This is a genomic window from Streptomyces sp. BA2 (assembly GCF_009769735.1).
GTDB lineage: Bacteria > Actinomycetota > Actinomycetes > Streptomycetales > Streptomycetaceae > Streptomyces.
The window spans coordinates 6,176,618-6,194,277 of the sequence record NZ_WSRO01000002.1 but is presented as its reverse complement, the minus strand read 5'-3'; the positions used below and the strand labels follow the sequence as shown (position 1 = coordinate 6,194,277).

Here is a 17,660-nt window from a genome sequence, read left to right as displayed (position 1 = left end):
CCCGCACGTTAAAGGTGGGATAAGCGAGGGAGCGGAGCCGCGAAGTGTCAGATGCGCCTGAAGTGAGCAGACCGGTGATCACGCCGGTCCGCGTGGTCATTGCCCTCTGTCTCGTCGCGCCGTTCGTGGCGATGCTCTGGGTGAGCTCCTACGCGAAGGTCGAACCGACCTTCATCGGCATCCCGTTCTTCTACTGGTACCAGATGCTGTGGGTGCTCATATCCACGCTTCTCACCATGATCGCGTACAAGCTGTGGCAGCGTGACCAGCGCGCCCGCAAGGCCGAGCAGGCCCAGGGGGGTGCGACCCGATGAACGAGCTCGCAGCGGACACGGGCGGCGTCAACGGCATCGCCCTCGCCGTCTTCATCTTCTTCTTCGCCGCCGTCACGGCGATGGGCTTTTTGGCCGCGCGCTGGCGCAAGGCCGAGACCGAGAGCCTGGACGAATGGGGCCTGGGCGGACGGTCGTTCGGCACCTGGGTCACGTGGTTCCTGCTCGGCGGCGACCTCTACACGGCGTACACGTTCGTCGCCGTCCCGGCGGCGGTCTACGCGGCGGGCGCGGCCGGCTTCTTCGCGGTGCCGTACACGATCCTCGTCTACCCGCTGATCTTCACCTTCCTGCCGCGCCTGTGGTCCGTGTCGCACAAGCACGGTTACGTGACCACCTCGGACTTCGTGCGCGGGCGCTTCGGCTCGAAGGGCCTCTCGCTGGCCGTCGCGGTCACCGGCATCCTCGCCACGATGCCGTACATCGCGCTCCAGTTGGTCGGCATCCAGGCCGTGCTCGACGTCATGGGCATCGGCGGCGGGCCCGACACGAACTGGTTCATCAAGGACCTGCCGCTCCTGATCGCGTTCGCGGTGCTCGCCGCGTACACGTACTCGTCGGGTCTGCGTGCTCCCGCGCTGATCGCGTTCGTGAAGGACGGCCTGATCTACCTCGTCATCGCCGTCGCGATCATCTACATCCCGATCAAGCTCGGCGGCTTCGACGAGATCTTCCAGGCGGCGAACGAGAAGTTCTCGTCGGCGAACGAGGCCGCGGGCAAGCCCGTCGCGGGCCTCGCACCGGGCCATGCCGGGCAGTGGACCTACGCCACGCTCGCGCTCGGCTCCGCGCTCGCGCTGTTCATGTACCCGCACTCGATCACGGCGACGCTCTCCTCCAAGAGCCGCAACGTGATCCGCCGCAACACCACGATCCTGCCGCTCTACTCCCTGATGCTCGGCCTGCTCGCGCTGCTCGGGTTCATGGCGATCGCGGCCGGGGTCAAGGTGGAGAACGGGCAGCTGGCGATCCCGCAGCTGTTCGAGAACATGTTCCCCGACTGGTTCACGGGCGTCGCGTTCGCGGCGATCGGCATCGGCGCGCTCGTCCCGGCGGCGATCATGTCGATCGCGGCAGCGAACCTCTTCACCAGGAACATCTACAAGGACTTCATCAAGCCGGACGCGACACCCGCGCAGGAGACCAAGGTCTCCAAGCTGGTCTCGCTCCTGGTGAAGGTGGGCGCGCTCGCCTTCGTCCTCACCATGGACAAGACGGTCGCGATCAACTTCCAGCTCCTGGGCGGCATCTGGATCCTGCAGACCATGCCCGCACTGGTCGGCGGCCTGTTCACGCGGTGGTTCCACCGCTGGGCGCTGCTCGCGGGCTGGGCGGTCGGCATGATCTACGGAACGGTCGCCGCGTACGGCGTCGCGTCGCCGACGCAGAAGCACTTCGGCGGCTCGTCCGACGAGATCCCCGGCATCGGCGAGATCGGCTACATCGGGCTCACGGCGTTCGTCCTGAACGTGGTGGTCACCGTGGTCATGACCTTCGTCCTGCGCGCCATGAAGGCCCCTGACGGCATCGACGAGACGTCTCCCGGCGACTACACGGCGGACGCGGGCGACCCCGGCGTCACGGAGGAGCTGCCGCCGGCCACGGTGGGGGCACCGGGCGGTCACTGAGCCTCTTCTTGTACGTGCGTGACGCGGGCCGCCGGGAGGAATCCGGCGGCCCGCTGTCGCGTGTCAAAGGAGGCCCAGCACCAGCTTCACCGCTCGCTCGACGTCATCCCACTCCTGCGGATCGACGCGGCCGAACCAATCGCCGAGCCGGTCAGGGTCCACGGCGGCCATCTGCTCGACGAGGACCACCGTCGCAGTGCCGTCCGCGTCCAGCTTCGGGTGCAGTAGGCCCGGTCGAGCGCTCGTCGATGTCGGCGCCACGATCAGCGTGGATGTATGGAGAGCTTCGGTCTGCAGGACCACTGCGAAGCGTGTACCCCGCTGCTCATGACCGGCGGCATCCTTGCGGGCACGCAGCCGGTAGACGTCACCACGCACGGAGTTCGTTCATTTCCTCTCGCACCTCGGCCATCTCGGCCTGGTACGCGGGGTCGTTGCGCCACGCTGCCAATTCCGCGGCGGCACGGCGGTACTGCTCCCGGACGTACGCCTCGTGAATGGCGAGCCTTATGGCATCCGAAGCTGTGATGTCCCGGACCTCTGCCAGCGCTTCCAGCTCGCGGTGAGTCTCGGCGTCAGGGCGGAAACTGATGGTCTTGGGGGTCATACCCGCATTGTAATACGCAACGCATTACATGCAACCCTTATGCGTTCGAGGCCACACCGCCGACACAAGATATGGGGCTGCCTCGCAGCGCCAGCACAAGATGTATGCTCGTGCTCGCTGTCGCCGCAGGGGAATCCGGTGCAAGTCCGGAACTGTCCCGCAACGGTGTATGAGTACGCATTTGTCGTGCTCGCAAGTCCGAAGACCTGTCGACAGTGCGCCCGTTCCGACCGGTCCGGGTGCCAACGACGTCCGGGCCTCGTGGAATGGGCTGGTGGACGCGGAGCGCAGCCCTGCCCAGGGGCGGCCCCCGTGTGTCACTCACCCCTCCCCGAGGCTCTGAGCCGAGCGAGGGAGTGCTCCACGTGACCATCGCGCCAGCCGAACCTGCGTCAGCGCAGACCACCGACGAGTCGCGGATCGCCGACGGCCCAGGAACCGCGCTGCTGCGTACCCTGACCGACCTCACCGCCGACCTCCCCGACGCCGACCCCGGCCGGGTCGCCGCCGCGGCGCTGAGGGGCCGTTCGGCCAAGGCCGACGTGGCGGAGCTGCGGGATCTCGCGACCGAGGCGGCCGCCGGGCTCATCTCCGAGGACCCGACCTACTCGCAGCTCGCGGCCAGGCTCCTCAGCCTCAGCATCCGTGACGAGGCCGCGTCGCAGGGCGTGCGCAGCTTCTCCGACTCGGTTGCCGTCGGCCACCGCGAGGGGCTGATCGCGGACCGTACCGCCGCGTTCGTCACCGACCACGCGGAGCGCCTGGACGAGCTCGTGCAGGCCGCCCTCGACGACGGCGCCGACTTCCGCTTCGGCTACTTCGGCCTGCGCACCCTGCACAGCCGCTATCTGCTTCGCCACCCGATCACCCGGCACGTCATCGAGACCCCGCAGCACTTCATGCTGCGCGTCGCGAGCGGCCTCGCCGAAGACGGCAGCCAGCGTTCGGTGGACGAAGTCGCCTCCCTGTACCGCCTGATGAGCCGCCTGGACTACCTGCCGTCATCGCCGACGCTCTTCAACTCCGGCACCCGCCACCCGCAGATGTCCTCCTGCTACCTCCTCGACTCCCCGCTGGACGAGCTGGACTCCATCTACGACCGCTACCACCAGGTCGCGCGCCTCTCCAAGCACGCGGGCGGCATCGGCCTCTCGTACTCCCGCATCCGCGCCCGCGGTTCGCTGATCCGCGGCACGAACGGTCACTCCAACGGCATCGTGCCGTTCCTGAAGACGCTGGACGCCTCCGTCGCCGCCGTGAACCAGGGCGGGCGCCGCAAGGGTGCCGCCGCGGTCTACCTGGAGACGTGGCACTCCGACATCGAGGAGTTCCTGGAGCTGCGCGACAACACGGGTGAGGACGCGCGCCGCACGCACAACCTCAACCTCGCGCACTGGATCCCGGACGAGTTCATGCGCCGGGTCGCAGCCAGCCAGGACTGGTCGCTGTTCTCGCCGGCCGACGTGCCGGAGCTCGTCGATCTGTGGGGCGACGAGTTCGACGCGGCCTACCGCAAGGCCGAGGCCGCCGGGCTCGCCCGCAAGACCATCCCGGCCCGCGACCTGTACGGCCGCATGATGCGCACCCTGGCGCAGACCGGCAACGGCTGGATGACCTTCAAGGACGCCGCCAACCGCACCGCCAACCAGACGGCGGAGCCCGGCCACACCGTCCACTCCTCCAACCTCTGCACGGAGATCCTGGAGGTGACGGACGACGGCGAGACGGCCGTCTGCAACCTGGGTTCGGTGAACCTCGGCGCCTTCGTGGACACGGCTGCCGGTGACATCGACTGGGAGCGGCTCGACGAGACCGTCCGCACCGCGGTCACCTTCCTCGACCGCGTCGTCGACATCAACTTCTACCCGACCGAGCAGGCAGGCCGCTCCAACGCCAGGTGGCGCCCGGTGGGCCTGGGCGCGATGGGTCTGCAGGACGTCTTCTTCCAGCTGAAGCTGCCGTTCGACTCGCCCGCCGCGCGCGCCCTCTCGACGCGCATCGCCGAGCGGATCATGCTCGCCGCGTACGAGGCATCCGCCGACCTCGCCGAGCGCAACGGCCCGCTGCCCGCCTGGGAGAAGACCCGCACCGCGCGCGGCGTCCTGCACCCCGACCACTACGGCGTCGAGCTGACCTGGCCGGAGCGCTGGGCCGCGCTGCGGGAACGCATCGCCGCGACCGGCATGCGCAACTCGCTGCTTCTCGCGATCGCGCCGACCGCCACGATCGCGTCCATCGCGGGCGTGTACGAGTGCATCGAGCCGCAGGTCTCCAACCTCTTCAAGCGCGAGACGCTGAGTGGTGAATTCCTCCAGGTCAACGCCTACTTGGTGCAGGAGCTCAAACGGCTCGGCGTCTGGGACGCCCAGACCCGCGAGGCGCTGCGCGAGGCCAACGGCTCGGTGCAGGGCTTCAGTTGGATCCCGGCCGAGGTGCGCGAGCTCTACCGCACCGCGTGGGAGATCCCGCAGCGCGGCCTGATCGACATGGCCGCCGCGCGCACGCCGTTCCTGGACCAGGCGCAGTCCCTGAACCTGTTCCTGGAGACGCCGACCATCGGCAAGCTCTCCTCGATGTACGCCTACGCCTGGCAGCAGGGTCTGAAGACCACGTACTACCTGCGCTCGCGCCCGGCGACCCGCATCGCCCGCGCGGCGGCGGGCCGGAGCGAATCCGCCGAGCCCGCCCCCACCCCCGGCCCCTCCCCTGTACCTGCCCAGGCCACGGCCGAAGAAGCCGTCGCCTGCTCCCTGGAAAACCCCGAGTCCTGCGAGGCCTGCCAGTAATGAGCTCCACCACCAACGCCGAGAAGAACCTCCTCGACCCGGGCTTCGAGCTGACCCTGCGCCCCATGCGCTACCCCGACTTCTACGAGCGCTACCGGGACGCGATCAAGAACACCTGGACCGTGGAGGAGGTCGACCTCCACTCGGACGTCGCCGACCTCGCCAAGCTCTCGCCCGGCGAGCAGCACATGATCGGCCGCCTGGTCGCGTTCTTCGCGACCGGCGACTCGATCGTCTCCAACAACCTCGTGCTCACGCTCTACAAGCACATCAACTCCCCCGAGGCACGGCTCTACTTGAGCCGCCAGCTCTTCGAGGAGGCCGTGCACGTCCAGTTCTACTTGACGCTGCTCGACACCTATCTGCCGGACCCGGACGACCGCGCCGCCGCCTTCGACGCGGTCGAGGAGATCCCCTCCATCCGCGAGAAGGCCGAGTTCTGCTTCCGGTGGATGGACTCCGTCGAGAAGATGGACCGTCTTGAGAGCAAGTCCGACCGGCGCCGCTTCCTGCTGAACCTGATCTGCTTCGCCGCGTGCATCGAGGGCCTCTTCTTCTACGGTGCCTTCGCCTACGTCTATTGGTTCCGCTCGCGCGGTCTGCTGCACGGCCTCGCCACCGGCACCAACTGGGTGTTCCGCGACGAGACGATGCACATGAGCTTCGCCTTCGACGTCGTCGACACCGTCCGCAAGGAGGAGCCGGAGCTCTTCGACGACGCGCTGCGGACGCAGGTCACGGACATGCTCAAGGAGGCCGTCGAGGCCGAGCTGCAGTTCGCGCGCGACCTGTGCGGTGAGGGCCTGCCCGGCATGAACACCGACTCCATGCGCGAGTACCTGCAGTGCGTCGCCGACCAGCGGCTCCAGCGGCTCGGCTTCGCGCCGGTCTACGGCTCCTCAAACCCGTTCTCGTTCATGGAGCTCCAGGGTGTCCAGGAGCTGACCAACTTCTTCGAGCGGCGGCCTTCCGCCTACCAGGTCGCGGTCGAGGGCTCGGTCTCCTTCGACGACGAGTTCTAGTACGTCCGGTTGCCGTGAGCTGTGCGGGGCGCGTGCCGCCTCGCGCAGCTCGCGGTCGATCCGGCGGTCGTGGACGTACCCGACGAGCGAGGGTGCGGCCAGCAGGAGGAGGACGGTCAGGACAGTCGCGTATCCGAGGAATGCGTTCATGTCCTCACTGTCCTGCGCGCCGGACCGTAGTGTCAGTGGCAGGACTGCCACACACCATCGACTTACTGCCAAGACCGCGGCACACTGGCGCCCATGCTGAACAACGTGGCCGTCGTGCTGCTCGACGGCGTGAATCCCTTCGAACTCGGCGTCGTCTGCGAGGTGTTCGGCCTCGACCGGAGCGACGAGGGTCTTCCCGTGTACGACTTCGCGGTGGTCGCCGCGGAGAGCGGGTCCCTGAGCAATCACGCCGGGTTCTCGATCACCACTCCGTACGGCCTCGACCGGCTCGAAGAAGCCGACCTCATCGCCGTCCCCGCGGGCCAGTCGTTCGTGGCCCGCGACTATCCCGAGGAGCTGCTCGCCGCCCTGCGCCGCGGGGTGGACCGCGGGGCCCGCATCCTCTCCGTCTGCTCCGGCGTCTTCGTGCTCGGCGCCGCGGGGCTGCTCGACGGGCGCCGCTGCGCCGTGCACTGGCAGCACTCCACGGAGCTCGCGGTGCGTTATCCGCGCGCCCGGGTCGAACCCGACGTCCTGTACGTGGACGAGGGCCCGGTCGTGACGTCGGCGGGCACCGCCGCCGGGATCGACGCCTGCCTGCACATCGTGCGCCAGGAGCACGGGACCGAGGTCGCCAACGCCATCGCCCGGCGCATGGTCGTACCGCCCCATCGCGACGGCGGGCAGGCCCAGTTCGTGACGCGCCCGCTGCCGCGATCGGCATGCGACACCGTGGGCGGGGTACTCGCCTGGATGGAGCGCCATCTGGACGAGGAGATCACCGTCGAGCGGCTCGCCGAGCGTGCGCACATGTCGCCGCGCACCTTCGCGCGCCGCTTCCAGCAGGAGACCGGCACCACGCCCTACCGCTGGCTCCTGCGCCAACGCGTGCTGCTTGCCCAGGAGTTGCTCGAAGGCTCGGACGAGACAGTGGACGCCATCGCCGGGCGTGCCGGTTTCGGCAACGCCGCAGCGATGCGCCACCAGTTCCTGCGGGCGCTCGGCACCACGCCGAACGCCTACCGCCGCACCTTCCGCGGCCCGGCCGTCAGCGCCGCTCGGCCCGGAGAACCAGCTTCTTCGGCTGTAGCGTGATCCCGATCTTCGTGTCGGCGTCGGTCTCCGCGACCGGCGCCAGGTGCCACTTCGGGGCCACCGTCGCCAGGATGATGGCCAGTTCGACCAGGCTGAAATGGTCGCCAGGGCACTTGCGGTTACCGGTACCGAACGGCATCATCGCGAACTCCGGTATGTCACCCGCACGTTCCGGGCTCCAGCGGTCCGGGTCGAACTCGAGGTGCTGCTCGAAGGAACGCGGATCGCGCTGCATCGCGTACACGCTGTAGACGATGTCGGCACCGGCCGGAATACGGTAGCCACCCAGGTTGGTCTCTCCAACCGACCTGCGGGTGAATATCCAGGCGGCCGGTTGTATACGCATGGCCTCGGTGACGACATTCCGGGTGTGCGGCAGGTCCCCGAGGTCGGCGAATGTGATCTCCCGGTCCGGTGCCACGGCATTTACTTCTTCAACCAATCGCCTTTCCTGCTCGGGGTGTTGGGCCAGCAGATGGAACGTCCACGCCAGGGTAGACGCGATATTCTCGGCGCCCGCCACGACAAGGGAGATCACGTGGTCGTGGACCTCCTGGTCGCTGAGCGGCTGCCCTGATTCATCGCGCGCCCGCAGCATTTCGGCCAGCAGATCGTCCTGATCCGCACCCGCCGCCCTGCCTTCGGCGACGATCTCGTCGACCAGTGCGTGCAGATCGGCGAGCGCGTTCTGGAAGCGGCGGTTGCCCTGGGTCGGCACGCGGTACAGCGGCCCGACCGAGAGAACCATCCTGCGGTAGAGACCCTCGAAGACGGTGTGCAGCGATTCGGCGATGCGGTCCGCCTTCTCGCTGATCGCGTCGACCTCCAGGAGCGAGCGGGACACGACGCGCACGGCGGTGCGGAACATCTCCGCGTTGATGTCGACCGTGTCGCCCGGCCGCCAGCGCGCGGCCGCCATGCGGGCCTCCTCCTCCATCACCTTGGCGTAGCCGGCGACCCGCTCGCGCCTGAACGCGGGCTGCATCATGCGCCGTTGACGCCGGTGCAGCTTTCCGTTGCTGGTCGCCACGCCCTTGCCGAGGAGCACTTCCAGGGTGTCCCAGAGCGGCCCTCCGACGACGTAGTCGGGGCTCCTCAGGAGCTGCCCGACCAACACGGGGTCGCAGACCGCGTACGCGGTCTTGGGTCCCAGCCTTATGCGTACGAGATCACCATGATCCCGCAGCGCGGCGAGGAAGCCGAGGGGGTCGCGCACCAGGTTCCAGGCGTGACCGATGAGCGGGGCACCACCGCTGACGAGCGGTGGAGTCATTGTCGCGGGTATCGCGGATTCGACGCTCATTCCTCACCTACCAATTCAGTTTCGGCCAGGTCGCTCATTGCGGCGTCGCTCACGTACGGAGGAATGGACCTGTCGTCCCAGCTGTCCACCCGGTAGCGGCCGGATTCGTGGTGGAACCAGTACACGGAAGAGAACCAGTTCCGCATGTTGGCGACGCACGATTCCAGCGCGTCCGAGAGTTCCCTCCCCTGTACGCTTCCGTCGGCCAATTGCCCGGCGAGCCGCAGTACTTCCTTTTCCGCCACGAGGAAATCCGATATGCATCGGGTGACCCGCGCGTGCACTTCCGCCACGGCTTCTTCCAGGGAAAGTCCCTCGTGCTGGATCAGACTGATCCCGAGATTGTGCAATTCATCTCCCGCGAGTTCTTTGGGGAGCGAGCACAGGTCGTTGTACCAGGCGGAGAAGTCCTGCGTGGCGAGCGCCGCCCGCCGGTACGCGGGATGCTTCCGCACCGCCGGAGGCAGTTCACGGCGCGCCGTGGGCTCGAGCAGGTCGATCCACGTCCAGTGCGCGAACGTGAGTCTGCGGAGCTCGATGTAGGCCTCGACCGTCGGGACCGTGCCCGTTCTGCGGTTCCTGAACTCCAGGTCGTACGCCTCGATCACGCTGTGGAAATGCCGGGCGAACCGGGCGTTCCAGCTGGGGCCGAGGTGGGAGTACAACCGGAGGACGCAGTCCGCGAATCCCGCTACCAGAGGGTCGCGGTGGCGCAGTTGCTGCCGGGGCGCCCGGAGCGTCTCGTGGAGCCCGCGGCACAGCCGGCGCCACTGCGCCGCCCTGCCGTGCACCGAGTCGCGGTCGTGCCGGTCGTCCCACGCGAAGAACCAACTGCTGAGGTCGGCTATCGCACTGAGCAACTCATCGGGTGCGCCAATGTAGTAGCCCGCCACCAGGTCCGTGTAGCACAGGCTGTCCGCGTACCGCTCGACCTTGTCCGCGGGCATGAGGCGCATTTCGCGCAGCCACGTCCTGGACTTCTCCTGGAGCTGTGGCCAATACGGGTGCAGTTGACGAGGAAACCCCGACTCGATCACCGGAAGTGCCAACGCCGGTGGCACGGATACCGCCGGCGCGTGCGTCTGTGTCGGTGAAGTGCTGTGTGCATATGCAGGCACGGACAAACCCCTCTCAGCCGCGTGAAAACGCACGCCCCTCCCGCCGTACCGGGCGCGCGCCGTTGTGTATCCCCGCGCTTTCCATTCAGCACCACAACTGACCGTTCAGGGAACAGATTTGCGCCATTCACTACCCCCCAGTGCCGAGAAAATCCCCGTACGTGACTGATTAAGGATCACCATGAGCCTGATTTGATCGCACAGCTGACCGGTTGGTGTCGGTTCATGCGAACGGCCCCTGGCCGGGAAGGAGTTCCCGGCCAGGGGCCGCAGGTGGCGCGTGGTGCGCCCGTGTCTGGAGTCGGCTCAGGCGTTCGGCACGACGGGGTAGCGCGGGGTGCCCTCTTCCATCTGCCGCAGCGCGTCCTTGCGGTCACGCTTGGACAGGCGGTCGATGTAGAGGTAGCCGTACAGGTGGTCCGTCTCGTGCTGGAGGCAGCGGGAGAAGTAGCCGGTGCCCCGCACCTTGATGGGGTTGCCCTTCTCGTCCTGCCCGGTCACTTCCGCGAAGTCCGGGCGGGCCAGCTCGGCGTAGGCCGTGGGCACCGAGAGGCAGCCCTCGTTCGAGTCGTCCAGGCGGCGCCGGTCCGCGGGGAGCTCGCGCACGACGGGGTTGCAGACCACGCCGACGTGCCGCCTGCCCTCGTCGTCCATGCAGTCGTAGACGAAGACCTTCAGGTCGACGCCGATCTGGTTGGCGGCCAGGCCCACGCCCTCGGCGGTCCGCTGGCTGGCGAACATGTCGGCGACGAGCTGCTCAAGATCGGCGTCGAAGGCGGTGACGTCCTTGCACTCCTTGTGCAGCACAGGGTTGCCGACGACCGTGATGGGCCGGGACGTGCCGCGCTCGCGGTAGGCCGTCTCCCGCTCCTCGCAGTCCTCCGTGTCGATGACGAAGCCCTCGTCGTCTACGGGGAGGACCCCGCCCGAGGCCTGCTGCTCAGTGTCCTGCGCCATTGTCCGACGTACGCCTTCCTGGGAACCCACAAGAGATAGTGCCGGTACAGCCTACGGCCAGGAGTCAGCAGACCTCTTCCAGATCCCGCCAGTCGCGGGAGTCCGGGCTGTCCGCGACCCAGCCGTCGAGCAGGCCGCGCACCAGGGCGGCGGGCGCCGCGATGCCGCACTCGCGCTCGGGCACCCACAGGGCGCCGGGGCTGCGGTGGCCGAGCGGCCCGGGGTGACCCGGCTCGCTGTGGTCGTGCGGGTCCAGGTGCTCGCCGTCGCCCTCGTCGCTCGGCATGCGGCTCTCGGAGCACATGCGGCACAGCAGCCGTACGGACGAGGACCAGTCCTCGGCGGCGAAGCCCGCGTCGGCGGCGAGCTTCTCCAGGGCGTCCCTGTCGTCCTCGGTGGCGGCCTCCAGGAGAACCACCCAGGTGGGAACGGGTGAGGGAGCCCACAGCTCGATTTCGTCGAAGACGGGATACGAGTCCCCGGCCCCCGTCGTCCGCTCGCCGTGCGGAACGCCGTCGTGCAGCACGACCTCGCCCCAGCGGCGCCCGGAGGACGGCAGCGGAATGGAGAGCACCTCGATGCGGGCGGGGTCGAGCCTGCGCCCCCACACGACCTCGGCCTCACCCTCGGGCGAGAGCCGCACGGCGGCGCTGCCCAGGTCCATGCCGGTGGGCTCCCCGGAGGCGGCCACCCCGCCGGGCACCTTCAGGCCGTACGCCTGCCAGGCGCGCCGGGCAAGGGGCCAGTCCTGGAGTGCGGTGGCGGCGATCCCCACGTTCCACCAGTCGGGGGCGCCCTGCGACCGGTCGAGCAGCGCGACGGCACGCAGGCCCGCGGCCCGTGCCTGCTCCCAGTCGTGCCGGAACTTGTGGAGCAGCGCGAGGTTGAACCAGGACTCCGAGAGCCACGGCTCCAGGTCCGCCGCGCGGGTAAGCAGCGCGCCCGCGTCCTCGTACCGCCCGTCGCCGATCAGCGTGAAGGCGCGGTCGGTGGCCTGCCGCCATGAGGCGGAGGGCCGGTGCCGTCCCTTGCCGAAGATCCTCACGATTCCCGCCTGCCGGTACTTGAGTTCCTGTGTTCCGCTGTGCCCGAGGGCCCTCTTCGCATCCAACCACGTACGGTCGGACGGCCGCTCATTACCCATGGGTTACCCAACCGGCGGCAAGCTATGACCGCCCCGCGAAAGCACCCGGGCCAGGGCTTCCACCACCTCGGGCTGATAGTCACGGCCCGTGCCGAGCCGCAGCCGCTCCAGGGCGTGGAGAGGGCCTGTGGGACCTTCTCCCCTGGCCATCTCGTCGTACGCGTTGGCGGCTCGCACAATACGGGCGGTGAGCGGCTGATCGCGGTACGGGTCCGCCTGCCGCTCCACGACCACGGCGACGTCGCCGTCCACCCCCGTCTGACGCACGACGGCGCCCCCGAGCAGGGCGATCCGCCGCTGTTCCGCGTCCGGCAGGGCGGCGGTCGCGCCCGCCGGCACGGGGTCGACGAGGGAGAGCTGCCCGATGTCGTGCATCAGCGCCGCGTGCTCAAGGACGGCGAGGTCCGGCGCGGAGAGCCCCAGCTCACGCCCGACGGCCCGGCTGAGGGCGGCCACGCGGCGTGCGTGGCCCTGCGGGGTGTACCCGGCGATCTCGGTGGACCGCGCGAGGGAGGTGATGGTCTGCCGGTAGGTGGTCCGCACCGCGGCGTACCGCCCGAACGACAGCTGGGTCAGGAGCAGCGGCAGGCTGAACACCGGCAGCGCCCAGAGCCCCGCCACGGCGACCGCGAGCGCCATGACGGCCCCCGTCGCGCACACGGCGGACCCGATGCCGAGCATGGCCCGCAGCTCGTCGCGCAGGAGCGGTGCGAAGGGCCACCCGGTGCGGGCGTGCGCCATGGCCGCGGCGAGCACGGCGTCGCACAGGGCGGTCAGGACGAGCAGCGCGCCGATGACGACGGCGAAGGCGGGGCCCTGCCCCACCCACTCCCCCAACTTCCCCGCGTTGTAGAGCGGTTGGAAGCATGCGGCGGCGAATCCGACGGTGAGCACGCGCCGGGCCACGTGATCGAGGGCGGGCCCCTTGCCGAGCGCCACATGCGGCACGGCACCGACGAGCGCGGCCGCGACGACCACAGCGATCACCTGGAGGACTCCGTGGTGCGTGGGCCGCCCCCCGATCTCACCCAGCAGCGCGTACGCGAGCGCGCCCGCGGCCCCGAGCGGCGCGGGCTCCCGGTCGCTCCCTCCCGTACCCCACCGGGCCAGCTCCCCCACGGCGACGAGCCCTCCGAAGGCAAGCGCGATCCCCCCTTCGGCAACGCCGTGCCAGAGGGTCCACCCGAGACCAAGGAGAGTGAGCAGCCCGGCGGCGCCGTAGGTGAACCCCGTGACGGCCCTCACCGTGAGGCCGTCCCGGGGGCCGAGGGAACGCTGGACGTCCCTCGGCGGGGCGCGGGCACCTCGCCGGTGTCCGCCGTGACAGCGGGATGCCACCCGTGCCGGTCCAGCGCCCGCTGCAACGCGGCAACCATCACAGGGTCGAACTGCGCCCCCGCGCACCGGGACAGCTCGGCCACAGCAGCGGCGACAGGCCTCCCCCGCCGGTAGGACCTGGTGGACGTCATGGCGTCAAACGCGTCCGCGACGGCCACCACCCGGGCGAACTCCGGAATCTGCCGCCCCACGAGCCCGTAGGGATACCCGCTGCCGTCCATCCGCTCGTGGTGGTGGAGGATCGCCGCCCGTGCCTCCCCCAGGAATCCGATCCCGCGCACCATCTCGTGCCCGTACTCGGGATGCAGCTCGATGACCCGCCGTTCCTCGGGGGTCAGCGGCCCGTCCTTGCGAAGGAGCCGGGTCGGTACGCCGAGTTTGCCGACGTCGTGCAGGATCCCGGCGAACCGCAGGCTCTCCACCCGCTCGTCCGCCATCCCCAGCTCCCGCGCGATCATCACGGAGGCCCGCCCCACGCGCTCGCTGTGCCCGCGCGTGTACCGGTCCTTGATGTCGACGGCCTGTACGAGCGCCCGGATGGTGGCCTGATGCGCGGCGCGCTCGCGGTGGTACTGCGCGAAGACCCAGCAGGAGACGCCCATCGGGAGCAGCACGAGGAGCGCGGCGAGCGGCCCGTACGGACTTCGCCACAGCACCGCCATCATCAGTCCGGCGAGTCCGTGCACCGCGACCGGCGCGAACGACCGCAGGAAGAGCCCCCGCCACGCGGTCCGCACCGGCACCCGTTCCGCGGTGGCCAGGATGCCGCCGTCGAGCAAGGTCAGTACGGCGGAGAAGGCGAGGACGGCCGCCCCCGCGGGCGCGAGCGCGTACGGAAAGTCGGGCGCGGCCACGGCCTCGCGACCGCCGAGCGCTCCGTACGTCCACGCCGAAGCCCAGGCGGCCAGGGCGAGTTGGGCCGCGCGCCAGACCCTGCGCACCCACCGGGGGCGTCGCTCGACGCGGGCGAGCAGCGCCCCCGGCACCGCGACGAGGGCGGCGGCCGCGGGCGGCAGCAGGAAGACGGCGGCGAGCAGCACGGGGAAGAACGTGCCGAGGCCGTTGAGTCCGGGCCCGGCGCGGCGGCCGATCACCCGGCACCGCGTGATCTGCTCACACCCGGCGTAGAGCGCGGCGAGCAGGGCGAGCGCGCCCCACGGCGTGCGCGACGAGGTCAGCGCGGGCGCGGCGCAGGCGGCACCGGCCAGGGCGGCGCACAGGATGTAGGCGCGCGCCCATGGGGCGATGGACCGCATGGCACCGTCTCCTCCCCCGTGACCGCCCCCACGGACCACGTTCCAAGGTCCGGAGACTAGAACGACTGCCGTCCGCTCCGAGCCCCCCTCGCGGAAATTGGCACGTACGAGTGACAGTGAACGACGGGGCACAGAAGAAAAGCAGGCCGTGACGGACTCCCGTCACGGCCTGCTCACACTCAACTACCGGAAGATCAGGCTTCCTTGGCCCTCAGACTCTTGGCTGACACACCGGCGTCGGCCGTCGTCGTCTCCACCGTCACGTCGTGCTCGGGCACGGCCTCGCCGGAGCGGATCAGGTCGATGCGACCCATGACCTTGGCGCGCAGGTCGGTGGGCACGTCGTCCTGGCCGCAGCAGCGCTTCACCAGCTTCTTGACCGCCTGCTCCAGGCCGTACTTCTCCAGGCACGGAGAGCACTCCTCGAAGTGCGTCTCGAACTTGGTGCAGTCACTGTCCGGCATCTCGTGGTCCAGGAACTCGTACAGATGGTCCAGGACTTCACTGCAATCCGTCTCGTGCGGCTCTCCGCAGCTCATGAGCCTGAGCCTTTCGCTTCGTTCGACGACTCTGACGCGGCGCCGGCGGGGACGAGGCCGCGGTCGCGGGCGTAGTCCTCGAGCATGCCGCGCAGTTGGCGACGGCCGCGGTGCAACCGGGACATCACCGTACCGATGGGTGTCCCCATAATGTCCGCGATCTCCTTGTACGCAAAGCCCTCTACGTCGGCCAGATAGACGGCGATGCGGAATTCCTCGGGGATCGCCTGCAGCGCCGACTTCACGTCGGAATCCGGCAGGTGATCGAGCGCCTGCGACTCGGCCGAGCGCAGACCGGTGGACATGTGCGACTCGGCACGCGCGAGCTGCCAGTCCTCGATCTCCTCGGCGGCGCTGCGCTGGGGCTCGCGCTGCTTCTTGCGGTACGAGTTGATGAACGTGTTGGTAAGGATGCGGTACAGCCACGCCTTGAGGTTGGTGCCCTCACGGAACTGGTGGAACGACGCGTACGCCTTGGCGTAGGTCTCCTGCACCAGGTCCTCCGCGTCCGCCGGGTTGCGCGTCATGCGCAGCGCCGCCGAGTACATCTGGTCGAGGAAGCCCAGGGCGTCCCGCTCGAAGCGGGCGGTGCGCTCCGCCGACGTCTCAGCGCTTCCGTCGGGTCGCTCCGCCTGGCCGTTCTCGGCCCCTGCGTCGGTCCCAGTGACCGGACCCACCTCCTCCAAAGACGTGGTGAGACCAAAAGCAGTCCCACTCGAATCGGAGGATAGACGACGATCCGGTCCCGCCGCCGCCCGAATAGGAGCGGCCTTGGGTGCGCTCAGCACCGTCCATTCCAGGTCAGAGGCGCTGGAGCGGGCCGGGCATACGGTCGAACCCATGCGGCGGACTTCCTCTCGTACGAACAGCGTTTAACGTCTGTTCGGCACAACAGAGGTCACGCACCCAACATTCCCGCCCACCTGATGACGCCATCCGTGATGCGCGTCATGGCCTCGGCCTCGGTGATGTCCGCGCGCTTGGGGATCGCGAAGCCGTGATCGCCGTAGGGGACCTCTACTAGTTCGTACGCTCCCTCCGGGAACTCGGCGGGCTTCCCGAAGGGGTCGTTCCCGCCCTGCACGACGAGGGTCGGCACCCCTGCCCCGAGCAGTTCCTCCGCGCGTGACTTCTCCGGCTTGCCCGGCGGGTGCAGCGGGAAGCTGAGGGCGAGCACGGCGGCGGCGCCGAGTTCGGTGGCCGTACGGCACGCGACGCGAGCCCCTGCGCTGCGGCCGCCCGCGATCACCGGGAGGCCGGGCTTGGCGAGCGCGGGCCACAGGCCGCGCCATCCCACGTCCAGCGTCTTCGGAGCGGGCGCCAGCTTCTTGCCCGCGACGCGCCAGGGCTGCTCCACCAGGGCGACGGTGACGCCGTGCGCGGGCAGAGCCGCTGCGATGGCCTTCAGGTCGCGGGCCTCGATGCCGCCGCCGGCTCCGTGGCTTAGGGCCAGGATCAGGCGTGTTTCGGCCTTCGGGGCGGGGTGCCAGGTGATGCGCGCGTCACCCGCGTCTGTCAAAACGATCTCACTCTTGGTCACGTCAGAAGAGTGTGCCTTCCTCGGGCCCCTCCAGCTCCTTCAGAAGCTCCGGGCCGTTGTTGCGTACGTTGCTGACCGCCGTCGACACCGGGTAGGCCCGCATCAGGCCGTGCGGCGGCGGCTCAAGGAGCGGCCGCAGGTCCTCGACGTCCGTGCGCGAGGGGTCGAGCCAGGCGTCCCAGCGGTCCGGCGTCAGCATCAGGGGCATCCGCGGGTGGATGTCGGCCAGCGTGCGCGGGCCTTCCTCGGGGGCGACCGCGAGGGGCGAGCTCTCCGCCTCCGTGGTGATCACCGTGCACGTCACCCACCAGGCCAGGGGGTGCTCGTCCGGCAGTGTCTTGTCCCGCCAGAACTCGTAGAGCCCCGCCATCGCGAAGACCGAGCCGTCGGCGGGCGTCACGAAGTACGGCTGCTTGCGGGGGCGCTTCTTCTTGCCCTCGACCTCCAGATCGCGCTCGCCGGAGCCGGTGACCCACTCGTAGTAGCCGTCGGCCGGGATGACGCAGCGGCGTGAGGTGAAGGCCCGGCGGTAGGAGGGCTTCTCGTGCACCGTCTCCGCGCGGGCGTTGATCATCCGGGCAGCGCCCTCGGGCGTCTTGGACCAGGACGGCACGAGTCCCCACTTGAGCGTGCGCAGCTGGCGAACCGGGGCGGGGTCTTCCGCGTCTTTCACTGGACGGTCCAGGACCGCGTAGACCTCCTTGGTCGGAGCCACGTTGAAATCGGGGGCGAGCGCCTCCTCGGGCTCCCACTTCTCGATCTCAAAGACTCCTGCGAGATCCTCGGGCCTACGACTCGATGCATACCGTCCGCACATACGTGCCAGACTGCCAGACCCCGTACGA

General features: G+C 69.3%; 17 protein-coding genes and 1 riboswitch. Of the genes, 5 read left to right on the top strand and 12 right to left on the bottom strand.

The window, feature by feature from the left end; translation table 11 throughout:
* The first annotated feature begins 44 nt into the window (after window positions 1-44).
* The gene (locus E5671_RS30795) at window positions 45-314 is read left to right on the top strand and encodes a DUF3311 domain-containing protein (RefSeq protein WP_160507149.1); all 270 of its coding nucleotides are present in this window, start codon (window positions 45-47) and stop codon (window positions 312-314) included.
* On the top strand, window positions 311-1,960 hold the full coding sequence (gene mctP, locus E5671_RS30790) for a monocarboxylate uptake permease MctP (RefSeq protein ID WP_160507148.1): 1,650 nt from the start codon (window positions 311-313) through the stop codon (window positions 1,958-1,960). Before E5671_RS30795 ends, mctP begins: the two co-directional genes overlap by 4 nt.
* A 63-nt stretch (window positions 1,961-2,023) precedes the next feature.
* Here mctP and E5671_RS30785 read toward each other — a convergent pair whose 3' ends face one another.
* Window positions 2,024-2,338 (bottom strand): type II toxin-antitoxin system PemK/MazF family toxin, encoded by a 315-nt coding sequence (locus E5671_RS30785; protein ID WP_160507147.1) that lies wholly within the window; start codon window positions 2,336-2,338, stop codon window positions 2,024-2,026.
* Window positions 2,328-2,567 carry a hypothetical protein gene (locus tag E5671_RS30780; RefSeq protein ID WP_160507146.1) on the bottom strand — a complete coding sequence of 80 codons (240 nt, stop codon included), beginning with the start codon at window positions 2,565-2,567 and terminating at the stop codon, window positions 2,328-2,330. Before E5671_RS30780 ends, E5671_RS30785 begins: the two co-directional genes overlap by 11 nt.
* 104 nt (window positions 2,568-2,671) lie before the next feature.
* Window positions 2,672-2,795: riboswitch (cobalamin riboswitch) on the top strand.
* A 137-nt stretch (window positions 2,796-2,932) separates the two neighbouring features.
* On the opposite strand from E5671_RS30780, the gene E5671_RS30775 reads away from it, so the two are divergent.
* The 3 genes from E5671_RS30775 (at window position 2,933) to E5671_RS30765 (ending at window position 7,620) form a co-directional block, all read left to right on the top strand.
* Window positions 2,933-5,353: a ribonucleoside-diphosphate reductase subunit alpha gene (locus E5671_RS30775; protein WP_160507145.1), complete on the top strand. Its 2,421-nt coding sequence runs from the start codon at window positions 2,933-2,935 to the stop codon at window positions 5,351-5,353.
* A complete protein-coding gene (locus E5671_RS30770; RefSeq protein WP_202121324.1) occupies window positions 5,353-6,375 on the top strand; it encodes a ribonucleotide-diphosphate reductase subunit beta in 1,023 nt (340 codons plus the stop codon). Before E5671_RS30775 ends, E5671_RS30770 begins: the two co-directional genes overlap by 1 nt.
* Before the next feature lie 243 nt (window positions 6,376-6,618).
* Window positions 6,619-7,620: a helix-turn-helix domain-containing protein gene (locus E5671_RS30765; RefSeq protein WP_160507144.1), complete on the top strand. Its 1,002-nt coding sequence runs from the start codon at window positions 6,619-6,621 to the stop codon at window positions 7,618-7,620.
* Here the strand turns inward: E5671_RS30765 and E5671_RS30760 are convergent.
* The 10 genes from E5671_RS30760 to E5671_RS30715 all read right to left on the bottom strand — a co-directional run bounded on the left by E5671_RS30760 (window position 7,574) and on the right by E5671_RS30715 (window position 17,632).
* Window positions 7,574-8,923, bottom strand: coding sequence for a bifunctional albaflavenone monooxygenase/terpene synthase (locus E5671_RS30760; protein ID WP_160507143.1), 1,350 nt, complete (start codon window positions 8,921-8,923; stop codon window positions 7,574-7,576). The genes E5671_RS30765 and E5671_RS30760 overlap by 47 nt on opposite strands.
* On the bottom strand, window positions 8,920-10,041 hold the full coding sequence (cyc1, locus tag E5671_RS30755) for an epi-isozizaene synthase (RefSeq protein WP_336605888.1): 1,122 nt from the start codon (window positions 10,039-10,041) through the stop codon (window positions 8,920-8,922). The genes E5671_RS30760 and cyc1 overlap by 4 nt, the downstream gene beginning before the upstream one ends.
* A gap of 306 nt (window positions 10,042-10,347) precedes the next feature.
* A complete protein-coding gene (gene def / locus E5671_RS30750) occupies window positions 10,348-10,998 on the bottom strand; it encodes a peptide deformylase (protein ID WP_160507142.1) in 651 nt (216 codons plus the stop codon).
* Between the two features lie 64 nt (window positions 10,999-11,062).
* Complete coding sequence (locus E5671_RS30745; protein WP_160510510.1) at window positions 11,063-12,043, bottom strand: hypothetical protein; 981 nt, start codon at window positions 12,041-12,043, stop codon at window positions 11,063-11,065.
* 102 nt (window positions 12,044-12,145) lie between these two features.
* Window positions 12,146-13,387: an HD-GYP domain-containing protein gene (locus tag E5671_RS30740; protein ID WP_336605887.1), complete on the bottom strand. Its 1,242-nt coding sequence runs from the start codon at window positions 13,385-13,387 to the stop codon at window positions 12,146-12,148.
* The gene (locus E5671_RS30735) at window positions 13,384-14,736 is read right to left on the bottom strand and encodes an HD-GYP domain-containing protein (RefSeq protein WP_160507140.1); all 1,353 of its coding nucleotides are present in this window, start codon (window positions 14,734-14,736) and stop codon (window positions 13,384-13,386) included. The genes E5671_RS30740 and E5671_RS30735 overlap by 4 nt, the downstream gene beginning before the upstream one ends.
* A 194-nt stretch (window positions 14,737-14,930) precedes the next feature.
* Window positions 14,931-15,275 carry a mycothiol system anti-sigma-R factor gene (rsrA, locus tag E5671_RS30730; RefSeq protein WP_160507139.1) on the bottom strand — a complete coding sequence of 115 codons (345 nt, stop codon included), beginning with the start codon at window positions 15,273-15,275 and terminating at the stop codon, window positions 14,931-14,933.
* Window positions 15,272-15,952, bottom strand: a complete 681-nt coding sequence (locus tag E5671_RS30725) for a sigma-70 family RNA polymerase sigma factor (RefSeq protein WP_336605886.1) — start codon at window positions 15,950-15,952, stop codon at window positions 15,272-15,274. The genes rsrA and E5671_RS30725 overlap by 4 nt, the downstream gene beginning before the upstream one ends.
* A 221-nt stretch (window positions 15,953-16,173) precedes the next feature.
* Window positions 16,174-16,815 carry an alpha/beta family hydrolase gene (locus E5671_RS30720; RefSeq protein ID WP_160507137.1) on the bottom strand — a complete coding sequence of 214 codons (642 nt, stop codon included), beginning with the start codon at window positions 16,813-16,815 and terminating at the stop codon, window positions 16,174-16,176.
* A 1-nt stretch (window position 16,816) separates the two neighbouring features.
* The gene (locus E5671_RS30715) at window positions 16,817-17,632 is read right to left on the bottom strand and encodes an SOS response-associated peptidase (protein ID WP_160507136.1); all 816 of its coding nucleotides are present in this window, start codon (window positions 17,630-17,632) and stop codon (window positions 16,817-16,819) included.
* Window positions 17,633-17,660 lie beyond the last annotated feature (28 nt).